At 72.6% G+C, this 15,558-nt stretch carries 15 protein-coding genes; 8 read left to right on the plus strand and 7 right to left on the minus strand.

Annotated features, from left to right (window positions below; genetic code table 11):
- The first annotated feature begins 250 nt into the window (after window positions 1–250).
- Window positions 251–1,087 (plus strand): CAP domain-containing protein, encoded by an 837-nt coding sequence (locus ABD236_RS13820; RefSeq protein WP_344073882.1) that lies wholly within the window; start codon window positions 251–253, stop codon window positions 1,085–1,087.
- A gap of 33 nt (window positions 1,088–1,120) precedes the next feature.
- Here the strand turns inward: ABD236_RS13820 and ABD236_RS13825 are convergent, their stop codons facing one another.
- Window positions 1,121–2,593 (minus strand): sigma-70 family RNA polymerase sigma factor, encoded by a 1,473-nt coding sequence (locus tag ABD236_RS13825; RefSeq protein ID WP_344073884.1) that lies wholly within the window; start codon window positions 2,591–2,593, stop codon window positions 1,121–1,123.
- Window positions 2,594–2,860: 267 nt separating this feature from the next.
- Here ABD236_RS13825 and ABD236_RS13830 point away from each other — a divergent pair, with 267 nt between their 5' ends.
- Entirely contained in the window at window positions 2,861–3,154 is a 294-nt protein-coding gene (locus ABD236_RS13830; RefSeq protein WP_344073885.1) for a DUF3303 family protein, read from the plus strand.
- Between the two features lie 24 nt (window positions 3,155–3,178).
- Here ABD236_RS13830 and ABD236_RS13835 read toward each other — a convergent pair whose 3' ends face one another.
- Both ABD236_RS13835 and ABD236_RS13840 read right to left on the minus strand, forming a co-directional pair.
- Window positions 3,179–4,141: a trypsin-like serine peptidase gene (locus tag ABD236_RS13835; RefSeq protein WP_344073887.1), complete on the minus strand. Its 963-nt coding sequence runs from the start codon at window positions 4,139–4,141 to the stop codon at window positions 3,179–3,181.
- Between the two features lie 95 nt (window positions 4,142–4,236).
- Complete coding sequence (locus tag ABD236_RS13840) at window positions 4,237–4,992, minus strand: tyrosine-protein phosphatase (protein ID WP_344073888.1); 756 nt, start codon at window positions 4,990–4,992, stop codon at window positions 4,237–4,239.
- Window positions 4,993–5,103: 111 nt separating this feature from the next.
- Between ABD236_RS13840 and ABD236_RS13845 the strand changes: the two genes are divergently transcribed.
- Window positions 5,104–6,090 carry a hypothetical protein gene (locus tag ABD236_RS13845; protein ID WP_344073890.1) on the plus strand — a complete coding sequence of 329 codons (987 nt, stop codon included), beginning with the start codon at window positions 5,104–5,106 and terminating at the stop codon, window positions 6,088–6,090.
- 123 nt (window positions 6,091–6,213) lie between these two features.
- On the opposite strand, the gene ABD236_RS13850 is transcribed toward ABD236_RS13845, so the two are convergent.
- Complete coding sequence (locus tag ABD236_RS13850; protein WP_344074233.1) at window positions 6,214–7,629, minus strand: MFS transporter; 1,416 nt, start codon at window positions 7,627–7,629, stop codon at window positions 6,214–6,216.
- 321 nt (window positions 7,630–7,950) lie between these two features.
- Between ABD236_RS13850 and ABD236_RS13855 the strand changes: the two genes are divergently transcribed.
- Window positions 7,951–8,664 (plus strand): TetR/AcrR family transcriptional regulator, encoded by a 714-nt coding sequence (locus tag ABD236_RS13855; protein WP_344073891.1) that lies wholly within the window; start codon window positions 7,951–7,953, stop codon window positions 8,662–8,664.
- A 169-nt stretch (window positions 8,665–8,833) separates the two neighbouring features.
- Window positions 8,834–9,946 (plus strand): sugar ABC transporter substrate-binding protein, encoded by a 1,113-nt coding sequence (locus ABD236_RS13860; RefSeq protein WP_344073892.1) that lies wholly within the window; start codon window positions 8,834–8,836, stop codon window positions 9,944–9,946.
- 79 nt (window positions 9,947–10,025) lie between these two features.
- On the opposite strand, the gene ABD236_RS13865 is transcribed toward ABD236_RS13860, so the two are convergent.
- Window positions 10,026–10,508, minus strand: a complete 483-nt coding sequence (locus ABD236_RS13865; protein WP_344073893.1) for a MarR family winged helix-turn-helix transcriptional regulator — start codon at window positions 10,506–10,508, stop codon at window positions 10,026–10,028.
- Window positions 10,509–10,626: 118 nt separating this feature from the next.
- On the opposite strand from ABD236_RS13865, the gene ABD236_RS13870 reads away from it, so the two are divergent.
- Entirely contained in the window at window positions 10,627–11,037 is a 411-nt protein-coding gene (locus ABD236_RS13870; protein WP_344073895.1) for an organic hydroperoxide resistance protein, read from the plus strand.
- Between the two features lie 84 nt (window positions 11,038–11,121).
- Here ABD236_RS13870 and ABD236_RS13875 read toward each other — a convergent pair whose 3' ends face one another.
- Window positions 11,122–11,520, minus strand: a complete 399-nt coding sequence (locus ABD236_RS13875) for a nuclear transport factor 2 family protein (protein ID WP_344073896.1) — start codon at window positions 11,518–11,520, stop codon at window positions 11,122–11,124.
- A 346-nt stretch (window positions 11,521–11,866) separates the two neighbouring features.
- On the opposite strand from ABD236_RS13875, the gene ABD236_RS13880 reads away from it, so the two are divergent.
- Entirely contained in the window at window positions 11,867–13,504 is a 1,638-nt protein-coding gene (locus tag ABD236_RS13880) for a M4 family metallopeptidase (RefSeq protein WP_344073898.1), read from the plus strand.
- Between the two features lie 66 nt (window positions 13,505–13,570).
- Here ABD236_RS13880 and ABD236_RS13885 read toward each other — a convergent pair whose 3' ends face one another.
- A complete protein-coding gene (locus tag ABD236_RS13885; protein WP_344073899.1) occupies window positions 13,571–13,762 on the minus strand; it encodes a hypothetical protein in 192 nt (63 codons plus the stop codon).
- Between the two features lie 510 nt (window positions 13,763–14,272).
- On the opposite strand from ABD236_RS13885, the gene ABD236_RS13890 reads away from it, so the two are divergent.
- Entirely contained in the window at window positions 14,273–15,283 is a 1,011-nt protein-coding gene (locus ABD236_RS13890) for an isopenicillin N synthase family dioxygenase (protein WP_344073901.1), read from the plus strand.
- Window positions 15,284–15,558: the final 275 nt, after the last annotated feature.

The following is a 15,558-nucleotide window of genomic DNA, read 5'->3' on the forward strand; positions in this document are numbered from 1 at the left end:
TGCGCATCTCCACCGTGCCAGCCCCCAGGGTTTTGAGGTGACGTGTTTCGGGCTGGCCCGAAACACGGCGGACGGCCGGGCTCGGGCGAGTGGCGCCGCGCAAGTGACCGCCCCCGCGCGCCCGGGCCATCCCGCACCCCTCACACCCTCGTGGCCCAGGTCACACCCGGAGAAAGCGTTATGGCGCCGCCCGCTCCCGCTCTCCCATGTGCCGGGCACCCCGGCAGCACCGGACAGAGAGCGGAGCACCATGCAGCACCACGACGACCACCCCCACGCGCGGCCCGCGGCGAGCGACGGCCGGGCCCGGCGCCGGCGCGCGCGGCGGCAGCGGTCCCGGCAGGCCGTCGGCACCGCCGTGGCCGGCACCGCGGCGGTCGCCGCCGTCGCCGGAGCCCTGCTGTGGCCGCACTCCGACGACTCCTCCGACGCGGTACGCACCCAGGCGGCCCCGCCCGCCGGGCACCCCCTGGACGCCGGGGTCGCCACGGCCGCCGCCACCGCGGCCGCCACCCCTTCGCCGATACGCTCCACCGCCCCCGCGAAGCCCGCCTCCCCCAAGGCGAAGCCCAGCCGGACCAGCCCCTCGCCCGGCCCCACGCGCACGAACACCGCCACCACGACCACCACGGGCCACACGGGCGCCGGTCACCCCACCCGTAGGACCACACCTCCGCGTACGGACGGCAAGGCACCCACCGGCACCGCCGCCGCATACGTCCAGCAGGTCGTGGACCTCGCCAACGCCGAGCGCGTCAAGGCCGGTTGCTCGCCCTTCAAGGTGGACCGGCGCCTCAACGCCTCCGCCCAGGCGCACGCCGACGACATGGCGGCCCGCAACTATTACGAGCACAACAGCCCGGAGGGCCGCAACGCGGGCGACCGCATGAGCGCCGCCGGTTACGACTGGCACAAGTGGGGCGAGAACATCCACCGGGGGCCCAAGAGCCCGGCCGACGCGATGCGCGACTGGATGAACAGCCCGGGCCACCGCGCCAACCTCCTGGACTGCGGCTTCAAGGACATCGGCGTGGGGGTCGACCTGAGCGGCAACGGCCCCTGGTGGGTGCAGAACTTCGGCAGCTGAGCCGCATGGTCGCGTCAGCCGCGTGAAACCGGGTCAGGACATCGTCCCGGCGAAGTCCTGCACCCATACCGTGCCGTCGGGGCCCGGCACGGCCGCCACGCCCGTGTCGCGGTAGCCGCAGTCGAGCATGTTCCGCTGGTGGATCGAGCCGTCCGTCCAGTCCTCAACGACCGAGGCCGGGTCCGCCGTCCCCCGGTCCAGGTTCTCCGCCCAGGCCCCGACGGGGTACCCGGCGGCCCGCATCCGGGCGTCGGCGTGCTGCCCCTGCGGTCCGGTGTGGTCGTAGGAGCGGCGCGCCACCAGGTCCTTGGCGTGCCGGACGGCCGCCGAGGTCAGCCGGGCGTCCATCCGCAGCGGCGCGCAACCGGCAGCGCTCCGGCGGCTGTTGACCAGCCGCAGCAGCCGCTGCTCGCGGGTCACCGGGGAGGGCCGGGTCGCCTTCGGAGTGGGCTTGGGCGACGGGCTCGCCTTCGTGGGCTGCTGTACGGGTGTGGCGGAAGGGGACGGCGGGGCGGAGCTCACCGTGGCGTGGGTCGCCGCGGGCGGGGCGGGAGTGGCCCGCGGACGCGGGTCGGGCCACAGCAGGACCGTGACGATCCCGAGGACGACGGCGAGCGCGAGGGCGACGGCACCCCGGACCGCGTACACGTGCGCCTTCGCCGCGCCAGCCGGGCCGGAGCCCGCCACCGGCGCCGTGGACGCGACCGGCGCCATCCGGACGCCCCCGAGGAGCTGCGCCGCCCCGTACAGCGGTACGAGCAGGGCGAGCCCCGCGAGCAGTCCCTCGGCGGGCACGAGTCCCGCGCCCCGCCCCGAGCAGGTGGGGCAGTCGCGGGTGTGCCGGGCGATCCGTTTGCGCCACACCGGGGCGGGGCGGCCGTCCCACCCGGCGACGGTGCGGGCCAGCTCGCCGCAGAGCGGCCGGGCGGCGAGCGCCCGCACCACGACCCGGCCCACTTCCAGCTGCGCCTTCATACGCTGGACGCGGACGGCCGTGTGCTGCGGGGTGAGGCACATCGCCTCGGCGAGTTCGGCGCGGGTGAGCTCGCCCGCCGCCTCCTGCCACCACAGCGCGAGGAGTTCGCGGTCGCTCTCGTCGAGCCAGCGGGTCGCCTCGGCCACCTCGCGGCGCTGCCCGGAGAGCCCCAGGCGCAGGATGGTGAGGTCCACGAAGTCGGGTTCCGGCTCGGCCGCCCCGGCCAGCTGCTCGGGCGCGGCCGGGGTCGTGTACTGCTGGGCGCGCCAGCGGTGGCGTATCTGGTTCATCGCGATGGCGATCAGCCAGGACCGGAAGCGGGACGGCTCGCGCAGCCCGTCGAGGCCCTCCAGGGCGTGGAACATCGTCTCCTGGACGACGTCGTCCACATCGGCGTGGCCGTCCATGGCCCGGCCGACGACGTTGTAGACCAGCGGGAGGTAGTCGGACACCAGCCGCTCGCGCGCCTGGGCGTCGCCGGTCCGCGCGGCGTCCACCAGCTCCGGCATGGACGTGCTGTCCCTGTGCATCTGCTCCCTCACCCACTGGCGTCGTACCTGCGCTCCCGTCGTTCGGAGACCCCTGGCGGACACGGGGATAACAGGAACCGGCGCCTCATTTTGTCCGACGCCCCGTGCGCCCCGGCAGGCGCACCTGCGAAGGCCGCTCCCGGCCGCCGTGCGGGACCTCTCGCGTTGTGGTACGGGGCGGTAAGGGAGACGCTGGAGGTGCATGCGGCCGGGGGTGGCCGGTGCGCCGAGAGCGAGCACCCACCCGGTCGGGAAGGGGTGAGATCGGTGCGCACTCTGATGAGGATCCAGATGGACACGGCGAAGGCCAACGACGCCATCAAGAACGGGACGCTGCAGAAGACGGTGGAGTCGGCGCTGGAGGCGCTGCGGCCCGAAGCCGCGTACTTCACCGCGCAGGACGGCTGTCGTACGGCGTTCATCGTGTTCGACATGACCGACTCGTCCGCCATGCCGAAGTTCTCCGAGCCCTTCTTCAGGGAACTCGGCGCCAAGATCTCCTACACGCCGGTCATGGACCGCGACGACCTGCGCAAGGGCCTGTCGGCTCTGGACGGCTGACCCGTCGGCCCGCGGGCCGGTTCCTCAGGACGCCGGGCCCGCCGGTGGGGCGCCGCTCACCGCCGCGCGGTAGAGGTCCCGGGTGGCCGCGCCGAAGTAGGCGCTGTAGGAGACCTGCGGGGTGTTCCCGCCGGTGTGGTAGCCGCCGATGACCCCGATCACACCCCAGCCGCCCGGCCCCGGCACCAGCATCGGGCCGCCGCTGGTGCCGCCCACGAACGCGTCGCAGGCGATCCGCTCGAACGTGCCCGGGTCGGCGGGGTCGTCGCTGACGTACCGGGTGGTCCGGCTCCAGCACTCCAGCGGCTTCTGCGCGCTGCCCGGATAGCCGATCATCCGCACCGGGAGGTGGGAGTAGCCCGTGCCGGTGAGGAGCTGGACGCCGCCCACCGCGTCCTGGAGGCGGGTGCCGTCCTGGTTGGGTTCGGTGACCGCGAACCCGAAGTCGTACGCCGCTCCGGCGTGCTCGCCCAGGTCGTAGTACTCCTGCGCCACATAGACGCCGTCGGTGGCCACGGGGAAGACGCCGAACGGCTTGAGGCCGTCGTGGTACTGCGGCACGAAGGCCAGATGGCGCCGGGGCGAGGGACCGGCGTAGCCCTTGAGGCAGTGTCCGGCGCTCAGCACCAGGTCGCGCCCGGGGCTGCGCACCACCGAGCCGCTACAGGTCCGCCCGGTGCCGCCCGCGTCCGTCCAGAAGAAGGTGCCTGCCTGGGGGATGCCGTCGAAGCTCCTGCTGGGCGGGATGTGCTCGCCGGGCCGGGGCCCGTCCTCCGTGGGGGACCCGTCCAAGCCCTCCCGCACGTCCACGGGCAGCGCCGCCGCCGTCCGGGCGGGGCTCCAGTAGGCGTCGAGCGCGACCGCCGCCGGATTCGTCCCGGCCGGGCCGCCCCCGGCAGCGGCGGCGGCCGGGGCGAAGCCCGCGCCGAACAGCAGAGCGGCCGCGAGCGCGGCGGTGTGCCGGATGATCCTGGTCCTACGCACCATCAGTTCCCCTCTGGCCGGACACGCGTGACGACCCACCATAGGCGTGGTGCGCTGCGGGCAGAAGTGCTCGCAGTGGCCCCGGGCGCGCGGCCGGGCTACCGAGCGGGAACGGGCTCGGCCACGGGCTCCAGCAGCCCGGCGCGCAGACTCGCCACCAACTCCTCGTCGGCGCCGAGCAGTTCCCGCGCGTACGTGTGCACCGACCCGTGCCGCTCCGCGAGGTCGGTGAGGAAATACCGCATGATGGCGGCGGGCGCGCGGCCGTAGCCCGGCCAGGTGATCTCGCGGTCGGGGTGGGCGGCCCGCCAGTCGGCGATCAGCCGGTCCGTGGCGAGCCCGGTGAGGGTGAAGTCCTCGACGATCACGTCCTCGGGCACGCCGAGCAGCGTCAGCACGAGCGCGGCAAGCAGCCCGGTACGGTCCTTGCCGGAGGCGCAGTGGAAGACGAGCGGACCACTGTCGGGCGAGGCGATCGTCCGCAGCGCCTCACGCAGCTCCTCGACGCCGTCGTGGGCGACTTCCAGGAAACGGTCGGCGAGGAAACGGCCGGTCTCCACGTCCGCCCCGAGGCTCGCCTGGTCGTACGGGCGGTGCTCGATGCTGAGGTTGCGGTACACCAGCGAGGGGTGCTCGGGGACGCGGCCCTTGCCCTCGATCTCCCACGGGTAGCGCAGATCGACGACCGTGCGGATCCCCAGGCCGAGGAAGCGGTCCCAGTCCGCGCCCTGGAGTTTGCCCAGCGAGTCGGCGCGGTACAGCCGCCCCCATCGCACGGTGAGGCCGTCCTCGGTGCGATAGCCGCCCAGGTCACGGAAGTTGTGCAGCCGCTCGAACGCGATGTGTCTGTTCACGAGAGCGCACCCTACGGCGCTCGCGGGGGTGCGGGCCGTGGTGTGGATCACTGCTCCCGCCGCCGGGAACCGGGTGGTGGGGTGCCGCCCGGGGTTGAGATCCTTTCGGTCATGGCCGAGTGGGCAACCTTCGCCGTCGTTCCCGAGAGCGGCGACCACGAGCAACACGAGCTGTACGAGTCGCGGTTCGGGGCCGTCGGGCTCGACCTCGACCTGCTGGCCGGACCCGACGTCGTGCTGCCGTTCCTGCGTGCCCACGCCCCGGCGCGCCACGGCTGGCGCGACGACGTGCTGTGCGAGGGCGCGGTGCTGCTCGACCCGCACCGGCGGGTGCTGCTCACCTTCGTCCGGGACGGGCCGACCGCCTGTATGCGCCACCGGGCCGCCGCCCTCGATCTGCTGCACCAGGCCTGGCCCGGCTGGCAGCTGCGCTGGACCTACGACGGCCCGGCCGAACTGCGCGCCTATCTGGGCCTGGACCCGAGCGCGGTGCGCGATCCGCTGGGTGAGGTGCACGCGGGCGCGGTGCTCGCGCCGGGAGACCTGGGAGACGACGCGCTGGGCGAGGACGACCCGCTCGCCACGCTCGTCACCGTGGGCGCCGACCGCTGCCACCTCGTCGCCGCCACCGGCGACCACCCGGTCGCCGAGGGGCCCGCCGTCCTGGACCGCCTGGAGTCGGCGCCGGACCACGGCCGCTGCGAGCTCGCCGTGCTCTCCGGGCTGCATGTCGACCCGGCCCGGCGCCGGGTGGGCTGGTGGCTGCTCGGGGCGCAGCCCGGGGCGTACGAGATGGCGGCCCGCTGGCCGGGCTGGACGGTGGAGTTCTGGCAGGACCGGTGGCAGGAGCAGGCACGGGCGGCGGGCGACCGGTTCGCCCCGCCTCCGGTCGAGCGCGTGCAGGCCCTCGCCGACGTACGGGACGAGGCGCGCGAGCGCTGGGCGGGGCGGCGGGGTGCGGCGGGCGGCTCGGCGCGGGCCGCCTCGGGCGGCACCGGCTTCCTGCCGGACGCCGTGGCCGACCTCGCCCCGGCGGCCCTGCTCTCGGTCGACTCGGCCTGGCACCTGGCCGTACGGGCAGCGAAGGGGACGGCCTGAGCGAGGGAGCGCCCACTACCCGGTCCGACCTGCGGGGCACGGCGGCTCCTCGGCCTGACCCGTGGAGCACGTCCGCTCCCGGCCCGACCACCACCGGGCCGCCCCCGCCCCGGGCACAGCTCCTCACCCTGCCCGGTGACCGGTCCCCCCGGCCCCGGCCCGCAGGTCGCCGAGCGCCAGGCACAGTGCGCCGAGGACGAAGGCGATCGACACCAGCAGCCCGTGGTCGTAGGCCGTGGCCCAGTTCTCGTGCGTCAGTTGGGCGAAGAAGACCGAGCCGACGGCGGCGATGCCGATGGCGGAGCCGACGCGCTGGCCCGTCTGGAGCGTGCCGCCCGCGCTGCCCGCCGAGCGGACCGGGACCTGAGAGAGCGTCAGAGTCTGGTTGGGCGCGATGACCAGACCGCTGCCGAGCCCCGCGAGCAGCAGCGGAGCCGTCATCGCCCACGCGGCCGAGCTGCCCGGGGACAGCTGGACGGCGAGCGCCGTGGCGCCGAGCCCGGTGGCGACCATGACCAGGCCCACCGCGACCAGCCGGCGTCCGAAGCGGGCGACGAGACGGCCGCCGACCGTGGCGGCGACTCCGGAGCCCACCGCGAACGGCGTGATGGTCAGGCCCGCGAGCAGCGCGCTCAGATGCAGCCCGGCCTGGAGGTAGAGCGCGGTGATGAAGAAGATCGAGGTGAACCCGCCGAAGTAGAGCAGGACCAGGGCGCACCCCAGCCAGTAGCTGCGCTCCCGGAACAGGGCGAGGTCGACGACCGGGGACGCGCCCCGCCCGCTCTGCCGCCGCTCCCACCCCACGAACGCCGTGAGCAGCGCGGCGGACAGGATCAGCAGCAGCCACTTCTGGGGGCCGTGCCACTGCTGCGCCTGGACGAACGGCAGCAGGAGCGAGAGGACTCCGGCGCCCAGCAGCAGCACACCGACCGGGTCCAGGGAGCGCAGGGGGATGCGGCGGGCCGAGGGGGTGTCGGGCAGCAGCCGCCGTGCCAGCACCAGACAGCCGATGCCGATGGGCACATTGACGTAGAACACCCAGCGCCAGCCCTCCCGGGGGCCCGCCGCGTGGATGAGCAGCCCGCCGAGGAGCGGGCCCACGGCCGTGGAGATACCGATGACGCTGCCGAGCATCCCGAAGGCGCGGCCGCGTTCCGCGCCGGAGAACATCTGCTGGATCAGGGCCGAGATCTGCGGCGAGATCAGCCCCGCGGCCAGCCCCTGGACGGCGCGGGCCGCCACCAGCCACACGCTGGACTGCGCCGCACCGCAGGCCGCGGAGGCGACGACGAACAGGGCGAGCCCGGTCATGAACACCGCACGCCGGCCCCGGGCGTCCCCGATCCGCCCGGCCGGGACGAGGAAGAGACCGAAGGCGAGCGCGTACCCGGAGAGCACCCACTGGAGGTCGGCCTCCGGGGCGTCCAGCGCCACCCGGACCGAGGGCAGGGCCACATTGACGATCGACACGTCGAGCAGCGTCATGAACCCCGCCACCAGACACACCGCCAGCGCCCGCCAGCGGCCCCGGTCGGACAGCGGCTCGGCGGTGGCCGGCCCGGCACCGCGCGGGCCGCCGTCGCGACCGCCCTCGGAATGCGGAGCCACCGGCGGCCTTCTTTCTCGCGACGGTACGCAACGGCAGGTATCCGCATGATGACGCGGGAGAGCGGCCGGCGGCGGCCTCCCGCGCCGCCGCACTCGATCTTGTTACGCCTCGCACGTCCTCGCGAGCCGCGTGACACCTCGTAGCCATTGCGAGGCTCACTCGCGGGAGGATCATGGGGGAAGGGGGACGAACGCAGGGCACCGCGTCCGGCGCACGCGCCGCACGCGTGGCCGGTGCACGCAGGAGGACCCATGACCGCCGAGGTGAAGAGCCCCCGCAGCCGCTACCGGGAGCAGACCCGCGCCGAGATCAAGGCGGCGGCGCTGGACCAGCTCGCCGAGGGGGGCGCCCAGGCCGTGGCGCTGACCCGGATCGCCAAGGACATGGGTCTGTCCGGGCCCGCGCTCTACCGCTACTTCGCCAGCCGGGACGAGCTGCTCGGCGATCTCATCCGGGACGCGTACGACGATCTGGCACACGCCGTCACCCACGCCCGGGGCTTCGCCCCGACCGACGCCCGTACCGCGCTGCACACCCTCGCCGACGCCTTCCTGGACTGGGCGACCGCGCAGCCGCACCGCTATCTGCTGATCCAGGGGACGCCGGTGCCGGGCTATGCCGCGCCGCCGGCCACGCTGGAGCGGGCACGGGCCGCGCTCGGCCCCTTCCTCGCGGTCTTCGCCTCCGGTGTCCCCTCCGAGGCGTTTCGCCCGACGGTCGAGGAGATGGCCGGGTGGGTGCGGGAGGACGCCTCACTGGCCGCGTGGGTGGCGCAGCACACCGGGCACCCCGCGCACGACCCCCGGGCCGCGACGGCGCTCGCGGGCGCGGTGCTCACCTGGTCGCAGCTGCACGGCACGGTGAGCCTCGCGGTGTCGGGCCAGTACGGCGACATCGGCGACCGCACCAGGACCCTGCTCATGGCTCAGGCCGACGCGCTGGCGGACGCGTTCCGGCTCGCCTGATCCGTCCAACCGTCCCGTACCCGCCGAGAGTTGTTGCTTGTTCGACTAATCAAGGGAAAGACTCATTGCGGTCTCGTTCACCCTCGACTCCTTGACGCCCCATTCACCTCCCAGTTGACTGCCTGCCACCTCGGCCGCGAGGACGCGGCCATGTCAGGGAGGTCACTCGATGAACACCCGTATGCGTCGTGCCGCCGTGTCCGTCGGCGCCACCGCGATGGCCGTCTCCCTCGCCGCCTGCGGAAGCGCCAAGGAGTCCGGGGACGGCGCCAAGGACCCGGAGGCGAAGAAGGGCGGGGACATCAAGATCGGCCTGCTGCTCCCGGAGAACCAGACCGCGCGGTACGAGAAGTTCGACAAGCCGCTCATCGAGAAGATGGTGAAGGACCTCACGGCGGGCAAGGGCCAGGTGGTGTACGCGAACGCCAAGCAGGACGCGACGATCCAGACGCAGCAGGTCGACACGATGATCACCAACAAGGTCGACGCGTTGATCGTGGACGCGGTGGACTCGAAGGCGATCGCGGGTGCGGTGAAGAAGGCCAAGGACCGGGGGATCCCGGTCGTCGCCTTCGACCGGCTGGCCGAGGGTCCGATCGACGCGTACACCTCGTTCGACAACGAGCAGGTCGGCCACGTGCAGGGCAAGGCGCTGGTCGACGCGCTGGGCGCGAAGGCCAAGGACGGCCAGATCGTGATGATGAACGGCGCGATCACCGACCCCAACGCCGCGCTGTTCAAGAAGGGCGCGCACGCCGAGCTCGACGGCAAGGTGAACATCGGCAAGGAGTACGACACCAAGGAGTGGAAGCCGGAGAACGCCAACGCCAACATGGAGGGCGCGATCTCGGCCCTGGGCAAGGACAAGATCATCGGTGTCTACTCCGCCAACGACGGCATGGCGGGCGGCATCATCACGGCTCTGAAGGCCGCGGGCCTGCCCAAGCTCCCCCCGGTCACCGGCCAGGACGCCGAACTCGCGGGTGTGCAGCGCATCGTGATGGGCGAGCAGTTCATGAGCGTCTACAAGCCGTACGTCCAAGAGGGCCCGGTCGCCGCCCAGATGGCCGTCGCGCTGGCCAAGGGGCAGCCGCTGACGATGATCACCAAGGCCACGGTCGACTCCCCCACGAAGAAGGCCATCCCCTCCGTGATCATCCCGGTCGTCTCGCTCACCAAGGCCAACATCAAGGAGACGGTCGTCCGCGACGGCGTCTACTCGACCGCCGAGATCTGCACGGCCAACGTCAAGGACGCCTGTGAGGCGATGGGCCTGAAGTAACCGCGCGGATCTGCCGCAGCCGGGCCCGTCGGGACGGCCGGACGCGCCCGGGCCCGGCGCCTTCAGGAAAGCCGGGCTCTCAGTGCGCCTGGTCCAGCGACGTCGTGATCCTCCCCAGGAGCCGCTGGAGCGAGAGGACCTCCTCCACCGAGAGACCCGTGGCCGAAAGGATCTTCAGGGGCACGGGCAGCGCCCGCTCCCGCAGGTCCAGGCCCTCCTCAGTGAGGCGGACCGTCACCGAGCGCTCGTCCTCGGCGCTGCGCTCGCGGGCCACCAGCCCCGCCACCTCCAGCCGCTTGAGGAGCGGCGAGAGCGTGCCCGAGTCCAGCCGCAGCCGTTCGCCGATCACCTTGACGGGCTGCGGGCCGTGCTCCCACAGCACCAGCATCACCAGGTACTGCGGATAGGTGAGGCCGAGGTCCTTCAGCGCGTCCCGGTAGACCCCGCCGAAGGCGCGCGACGCGGCGTGCAGCGAGAAGCAGACCTGGTGGTCGAGGCGCAGGAGATCGACGTCGGACGCCAGGGGCGGGTGCGACGCGGCGGGGGTCGACGAAGAGCTCATGACACCCAGGGTAGCTTCTCGCCCATCATTGAGTTGCGCACAATTTAGTTGTGTGCAACTCTCTTCTTCAGACGGAGAGCGGACGCCGCTCACCACCGGACGGAAGACGAGGCATCCCATGGACGCGCTGTACACCGCCGCCGCCACCGCCAACGGGCGCGAGGGCCGGGCCGTGAGTTCGGACGGCCGGCTCGACCTGCCGCTGGCCATGCCTCCGGCGCTGGGCGGGAACGGCGAGGGCACCAACCCCGAGCAGCTCTTCGCCGCCGGATACGCGGCCTGCTTCGCCAGCGCCATGGGAGCGGTCGGCCGTCAGATGAAGCTGGACACCAAGGACGTCTCGGTCACCGCCGAGGTCTCCATCGGCAAGGACGACACCGGCTTCGGCCTCGCGGTCGTCATGCGCGTCGAGCTGCCGGACGAGCTCGCGGGCGAGACCGGCCGCCAGCTGGTGGAGGCCACCCACGCCTTCTGCCCGTACTCCAAGGCGACGCGCGGCAACATCGAGGTCGAGCTCGTCGTCGAGTAGGACCGCCTGCTGCACTGCACGAAGCCCGGTCGGGCGAGGAGCTCCTCGCCGGACCGGGCTTCGTCGTACGAGACGCGGGGGCGCTCAGCCTCCCGCCGCCTCCGCGCGAATGCGGTCGAACTGGGCCCCCATCGCCTCGGACAGCGCCTGGGCGCCGGACAGCGGGCGGACCATCACCGTGAAGTCGTCGATGCGGCCGTCCTCGTCGAAGTGGAGGAAGTCACAGCCGTTGACCTCCAGCTCGCCGACCTTGGCCGTGAAGACCAGCGCCTGGTCCCGGCCTTCGGCGTCGACGATCTCGCGCACATAGCGGAAGTCGGTGAAGACCCGGCTCACACCCCGCACGATCGCCGCCGTGATGGCCTTGCCCTGGTACGGCTTGAACGCCACCGGGCTGGTGAACACCACGTTCTCCGCGAGCAGTTCCTCGATCGCGGCGTGGTCGCCGGACTCCACCGCCTTGCGGAAGGCACTCGTCGCCATCAGCCATCCCCTCGCATCGCATACTCAATTTTTTGATTAGGTGCAGGAGACAGTAGCCACCTGCAAGGCCGCACGTCCAGACCTCACCCACCCCGTTCACGCCGCAGGGTCACTTTCCAGCCATGACACACAGTGACAGCCGGTTCACAGCTTGACGTGGGACCACCTGGGGCTCCTGAAATCCCTTGGCCGGAAAGCCACTTCCTTCAGCGGCCCGACGCATCGCCTCGCAGATGCTTTCCGGTCATTCCCTCGATACCTCACTGACATGTACGCGTCCCTCCTGCAACGCTGTGCTCGCACGTGGCACCCGCACCCCCCACCTCCCCCAGAAAGGGACGCTCGCGTGACCTCTCGTATAACCCGCTCTACGCGCGTCGCCGGCTCCGTCGCCGCCGCCGCACTGCTCGCCGCAGGCCTCACGGGCCTGGCCTCCGGATCCGCCGGCGCCTCCTCCCCCACGGCCGACGGCCCGTCCGCGCAGCCGCTCCGCCTCTCCGCCTCCCAGCGGGCCGAGCTGATCCGCGAGGCGAACTCCACCACCGCCAGGACCGCCGCCGAACTGGGCCTCGGCGCCCAGGAGAAGCTGGTCGTCCGCGATGTGGTCAAGGACGCCGACGGCACCGTCCACACCCGGTACGAGCGCACCTACGCCGGACTGCCGGTCCTCGGCGGCGACCTCGTCGTCCACGAGACCAAGGCGGGCAGGTCCGCGGGCGTGACCAAGGCGACCAGAGCCGCCATCAAGGTCGCCTCCACCACCCCCGCCCTCGGCACGGCCGCCGTCCAGCACAACGCGCTCGCCGCCGCCAAGAGCGCGGGCGCCCGGAACGCCACCGCCGACCAGGCCCCGCGCAAGGTGATCTGGGCCGCGACCGGCACCCCGGTGCTCGCCTACGAGACGGTCGTCGGCGGACTCCAGGACGACGGCACCCCGAGCCAGCTGCACGTCGTCACCGACGCCGCCACCGGCAAGAAGCTGTCCCAGTGGCAGGCCGTCAAGACCGGCACGGGCAACAGCGAGTACAGCGGCAAGGTGACCCTCGGCACCACCAAGTCCGGCTCCACGTTCCAGCTCAGCGACTCCGCCCGGGGCGCCCACAAGACGTACGACCTCAAGCACAAGACCAGCGGCAAGGGCACGCTCCTGACCGACGCGGACGACGTGTGGGGCAACGGTCTCGCCTCCAACGCCCAGACCGCGGCGGTCGACGCGCACTACGGCGCGGCGGTCACCTGGGACTTCTACAAGAACGTACTGGGCCGCAACGGCATCAAGAACGACGGCGTGGCGTCCTACAGCCGGGTCCACTACGGCAACGCGTACGTCAACGCGTTCTGGGACGACAGCTGCTTCTGCATGACGTACGGCGACGGGACCGGCAACGCCGCCCCGCTCACCTCGCTGGACGTGGCCGGGCACGAGATGTCGCACGGTCTGACGGCGGCCACCGCCAACCTGGAGTACAGCGGCGAGTCCGGCGGCCTCAACGAGGCTACCTCGGACATCCTCGGCACCGCGGTGGAGTTCTACGCCAACAACTCCTCGGACGTCGGTGACTACCTCATCGGCGAGAAGATCGACATCAACGGCGACGGCACCCCGCTGCGCTACATGGACAAGCCGAGCAAGGACGGCGGCTCCAAGGACAGCTGGTACTCCGGCCTCGGCACCCTCGACGTGCACTACTCGTCGGGCCCGGCCAACCACTTCTTCTATCTGCTCTCCGAGGGCAGCGGCGCCAAGACCATCAACGGCGTCAGCTACAACTCGCCCACCTCGAACGGCTCCACGGTCACCGGCATCGGCCGGGACAAGGCCGTGAAGATCTGGTACAAGGCGCTCACCACGTACATGACGTCGACGACCGACTACAAGGGCGCCCGCACCGCCACGCTCAGCGCGGCGAGCGCGCTCTACGGCGCGAGCAGCGCCGAGTACAAGGCGGTGAACGCGGCCTGGGCCGCGGTCAGCGTCAGCTGATCCGGCCGGACCGCGAAGAGGCGGGCGTCCACCCCGGGAGGGGGTGGGCGCCCGCCTCGCCGTATGTCAGAGGCTCGCGCCACGCAGCGGCGCGCCGCCGAGGAGGCTGCCGAGCACCTCGCGCGCGACCTGGAGGCCCGCCTGCTCGCGGGGCGTCAGGTCCGGGGACTCGTCGGAGGGGGCGGCGGCCGCGGTGCCCGCGGTGAGGCAGGCCGCGGCGGAGAGGGTGACGAGGGCGACAGCGAGACGACGGAGCATGGAGGGTCCCTTGGCTGGTGGACGGGCCGGCGTGTGCGGCTGATCGCGTACGACTCTCACCAACCCGGGGCGCCCGGCGCGGGAGGCGGGGCTGGCGGGTGCCCCGATCGGACGACCGGGCCGGCACCCCCGGCCGCCGAGTGGGTTCCCCCGCGATCCACCTGGCCAGGGGCTGAACCGGGGGTGAAGCGCAGGTGTGGGGAAGATCTCCTCCACGGCCGGGCGCCACGGGCGTACCCTCATGGCATGACTCTTCTCGTGATGCGCCGACACGTGGACTACGTGCGCGTCACCAGCATGAGCTGTCGCCCGCAGGACTGACCCTCGCGGCCTTCGCGGCCATGGCCCGGCCCGGCTCTCCGCCCGCCCCGGCCCCCGCCCCTTCTGCCAACGGTCCTGTCGCGGTCCCCCGGTTCTGGCGCACCCATACGCCGATCCGTCCCGGCCCGTCCTCCCGCCAGCCCCGGGAACAGGACCTCCGTACATCCCGGAACGGAATCGGAACCGCTCATGTCCAGCACCACCCTGCTTTCCACCTCCCTCCCCGTGGTCGACCTCGCGCAGGCCGACGACCCGGCCACCCGCGACGCCTTCCGCGAGGAGCTGCACCGAGCGGCCCGCGACACCGGGTTCTTCCACCTCGTGGGCCATGGCATCGACGACGCCGAGATCGCCCGGATACAGCGGCTGACCAGGGAGTTCTTCGCGCTGCCGGAGGCCGACCGGCTCGCCCTGAGCAATCTGCGCTCGCCGCACTTCCGGGGCTACACCCGCATCGGTCACGAGCTGACCGGCGGGCGTTCGGACTGGCGCGACCAGCTCGACGTCGGGGCCGAGCGGCCGGTGCCCGAGGTCGGGCCGGACGACCCGGCGTACCGCTGGCTGGAGGGGCCCAACCAGTGGCCCGACGCGCTGCCGGAGCTGCGCACCGCGGTGCTCGACTGGCAGGACCGTCTCGCGGCCGTCGCGCACCGGCTGCTCCAGGAGCTGCTCGCCTCGATCGGTGCCCCGGCCGACTTCTTCGACGCCGCCTTCGCCGACCGCCCGCATCTGCACACCAAGCTGATCCGCTACCCCGGCAGCGCCCCGGAGGGCGACGGCCAGGGCGTCGGCGCCCACAAGGACTACGGTTTCCTCACCCTGCTGCTCCAGGACTCCGTGGGCGGGCTCCAAGTCCGGCTCGGGGACGGCTTCGTGGATGTGCCGCCGCTGCCCGGCGCCTTCGTCGTCAACCTCGGCGAGCTGCTGGAGATCGCCACGGAGGGCTATCTCTCGGCGACCGACCACCGGGTGGTCTCGCCGCCCGGAGCGGTCGAGCGGTACTCGGTGCCGTTCTTCTACAACCCGCGCCTGGACGCCCGCGTCGAGACGGTCCCCGGCGACTATCTGGCCCACGCGCCGGGCGTGGCGCACAGCACGGACAACCCGCTGCACGCCGAGTACGGACGCAATGAGCTGAAGGGCTGGCTGCGCGCCCACCCGCAGGTGGCGCGGCTGCACCACCCGGAGCTGGTGGCCTGAGACCGAGCGGGCCCGAGACCGAGCGGGTCATCGGGGCGCCGTCCTCCCGCGCTTCGGCGGCGCCCCGGGGTGGAGCGGGGCCGTCTGCTCGGGGATAGACGGCCCGACTCCGATTCCAGCTTGCGCCGTACTTCCGGGAAATGCACGGGTTGTGCGACCACTTAAAGTGGCCAATTCGGCTGCCCCAGGGCGCCCTGTGGCGCGCGGTGTGCGTGATGCGGGCGTGGTCACGGGGCGTGACCGCATAAGCCGACGAGAGTGACCGCGATGGTCAC

It is taken from the genome of Streptomyces crystallinus, from assembly GCF_039521265.1.
In the GTDB taxonomy this organism is placed as follows: Bacteria; Actinomycetota; Actinomycetes; order Streptomycetales; family Streptomycetaceae; genus Streptomyces; species Streptomyces crystallinus.

Bases quoted from the DNA above. Each gene is read 5' to 3' on its own strand.
- ABD236_RS13860 (WP_344073892.1), top strand. From the start codon at position 8,834: ATGAACACCCGTATGCGTCGTGCCGCCGTGTCCGTCGGCGCCACCGCG.
- ABD236_RS13820 (WP_344073882.1), top strand. From the start codon at position 251: ATGCAGCACCACGACGACCACCCCCACGCGCGGCCCGCGGCGAGCGAC.
- ABD236_RS13825 (WP_344073884.1), bottom strand. From the start codon at position 2,593: ATGCACAGGGACAGCACGTCCATGCCGGAGCTGGTGGACGCCGCGCGG.
- ABD236_RS13835 (WP_344073887.1), bottom strand. From the start codon at position 4,141: ATGGTGCGTAGGACCAGGATCATCCGGCACACCGCCGCGCTCGCGGCC.
- ABD236_RS13870 (WP_344073895.1), top strand. From the start codon at position 10,627: ATGGACGCGCTGTACACCGCCGCCGCCACCGCCAACGGGCGCGAGGGC.
- ABD236_RS13885 (WP_344073899.1), bottom strand. From the start codon at position 13,762: ATGCTCCGTCGTCTCGCTGTCGCCCTCGTCACCCTCTCCGCCGCGGCC.
- ABD236_RS13865 (WP_344073893.1), bottom strand. From the start codon at position 10,508: ATGAGCTCTTCGTCGACCCCCGCCGCGTCGCACCCGCCCCTGGCGTCC.
- ABD236_RS13845 (WP_344073890.1), top strand. From the start codon at position 5,104: ATGGCCGAGTGGGCAACCTTCGCCGTCGTTCCCGAGAGCGGCGACCAC.
- ABD236_RS13890 (WP_344073901.1), top strand. From the start codon at position 14,273: ATGTCCAGCACCACCCTGCTTTCCACCTCCCTCCCCGTGGTCGACCTC.
- ABD236_RS13875 (WP_344073896.1), bottom strand. From the start codon at position 11,520: ATGGCGACGAGTGCCTTCCGCAAGGCGGTGGAGTCCGGCGACCACGCC.
- ABD236_RS13855 (WP_344073891.1), top strand. From the start codon at position 7,951: ATGACCGCCGAGGTGAAGAGCCCCCGCAGCCGCTACCGGGAGCAGACC.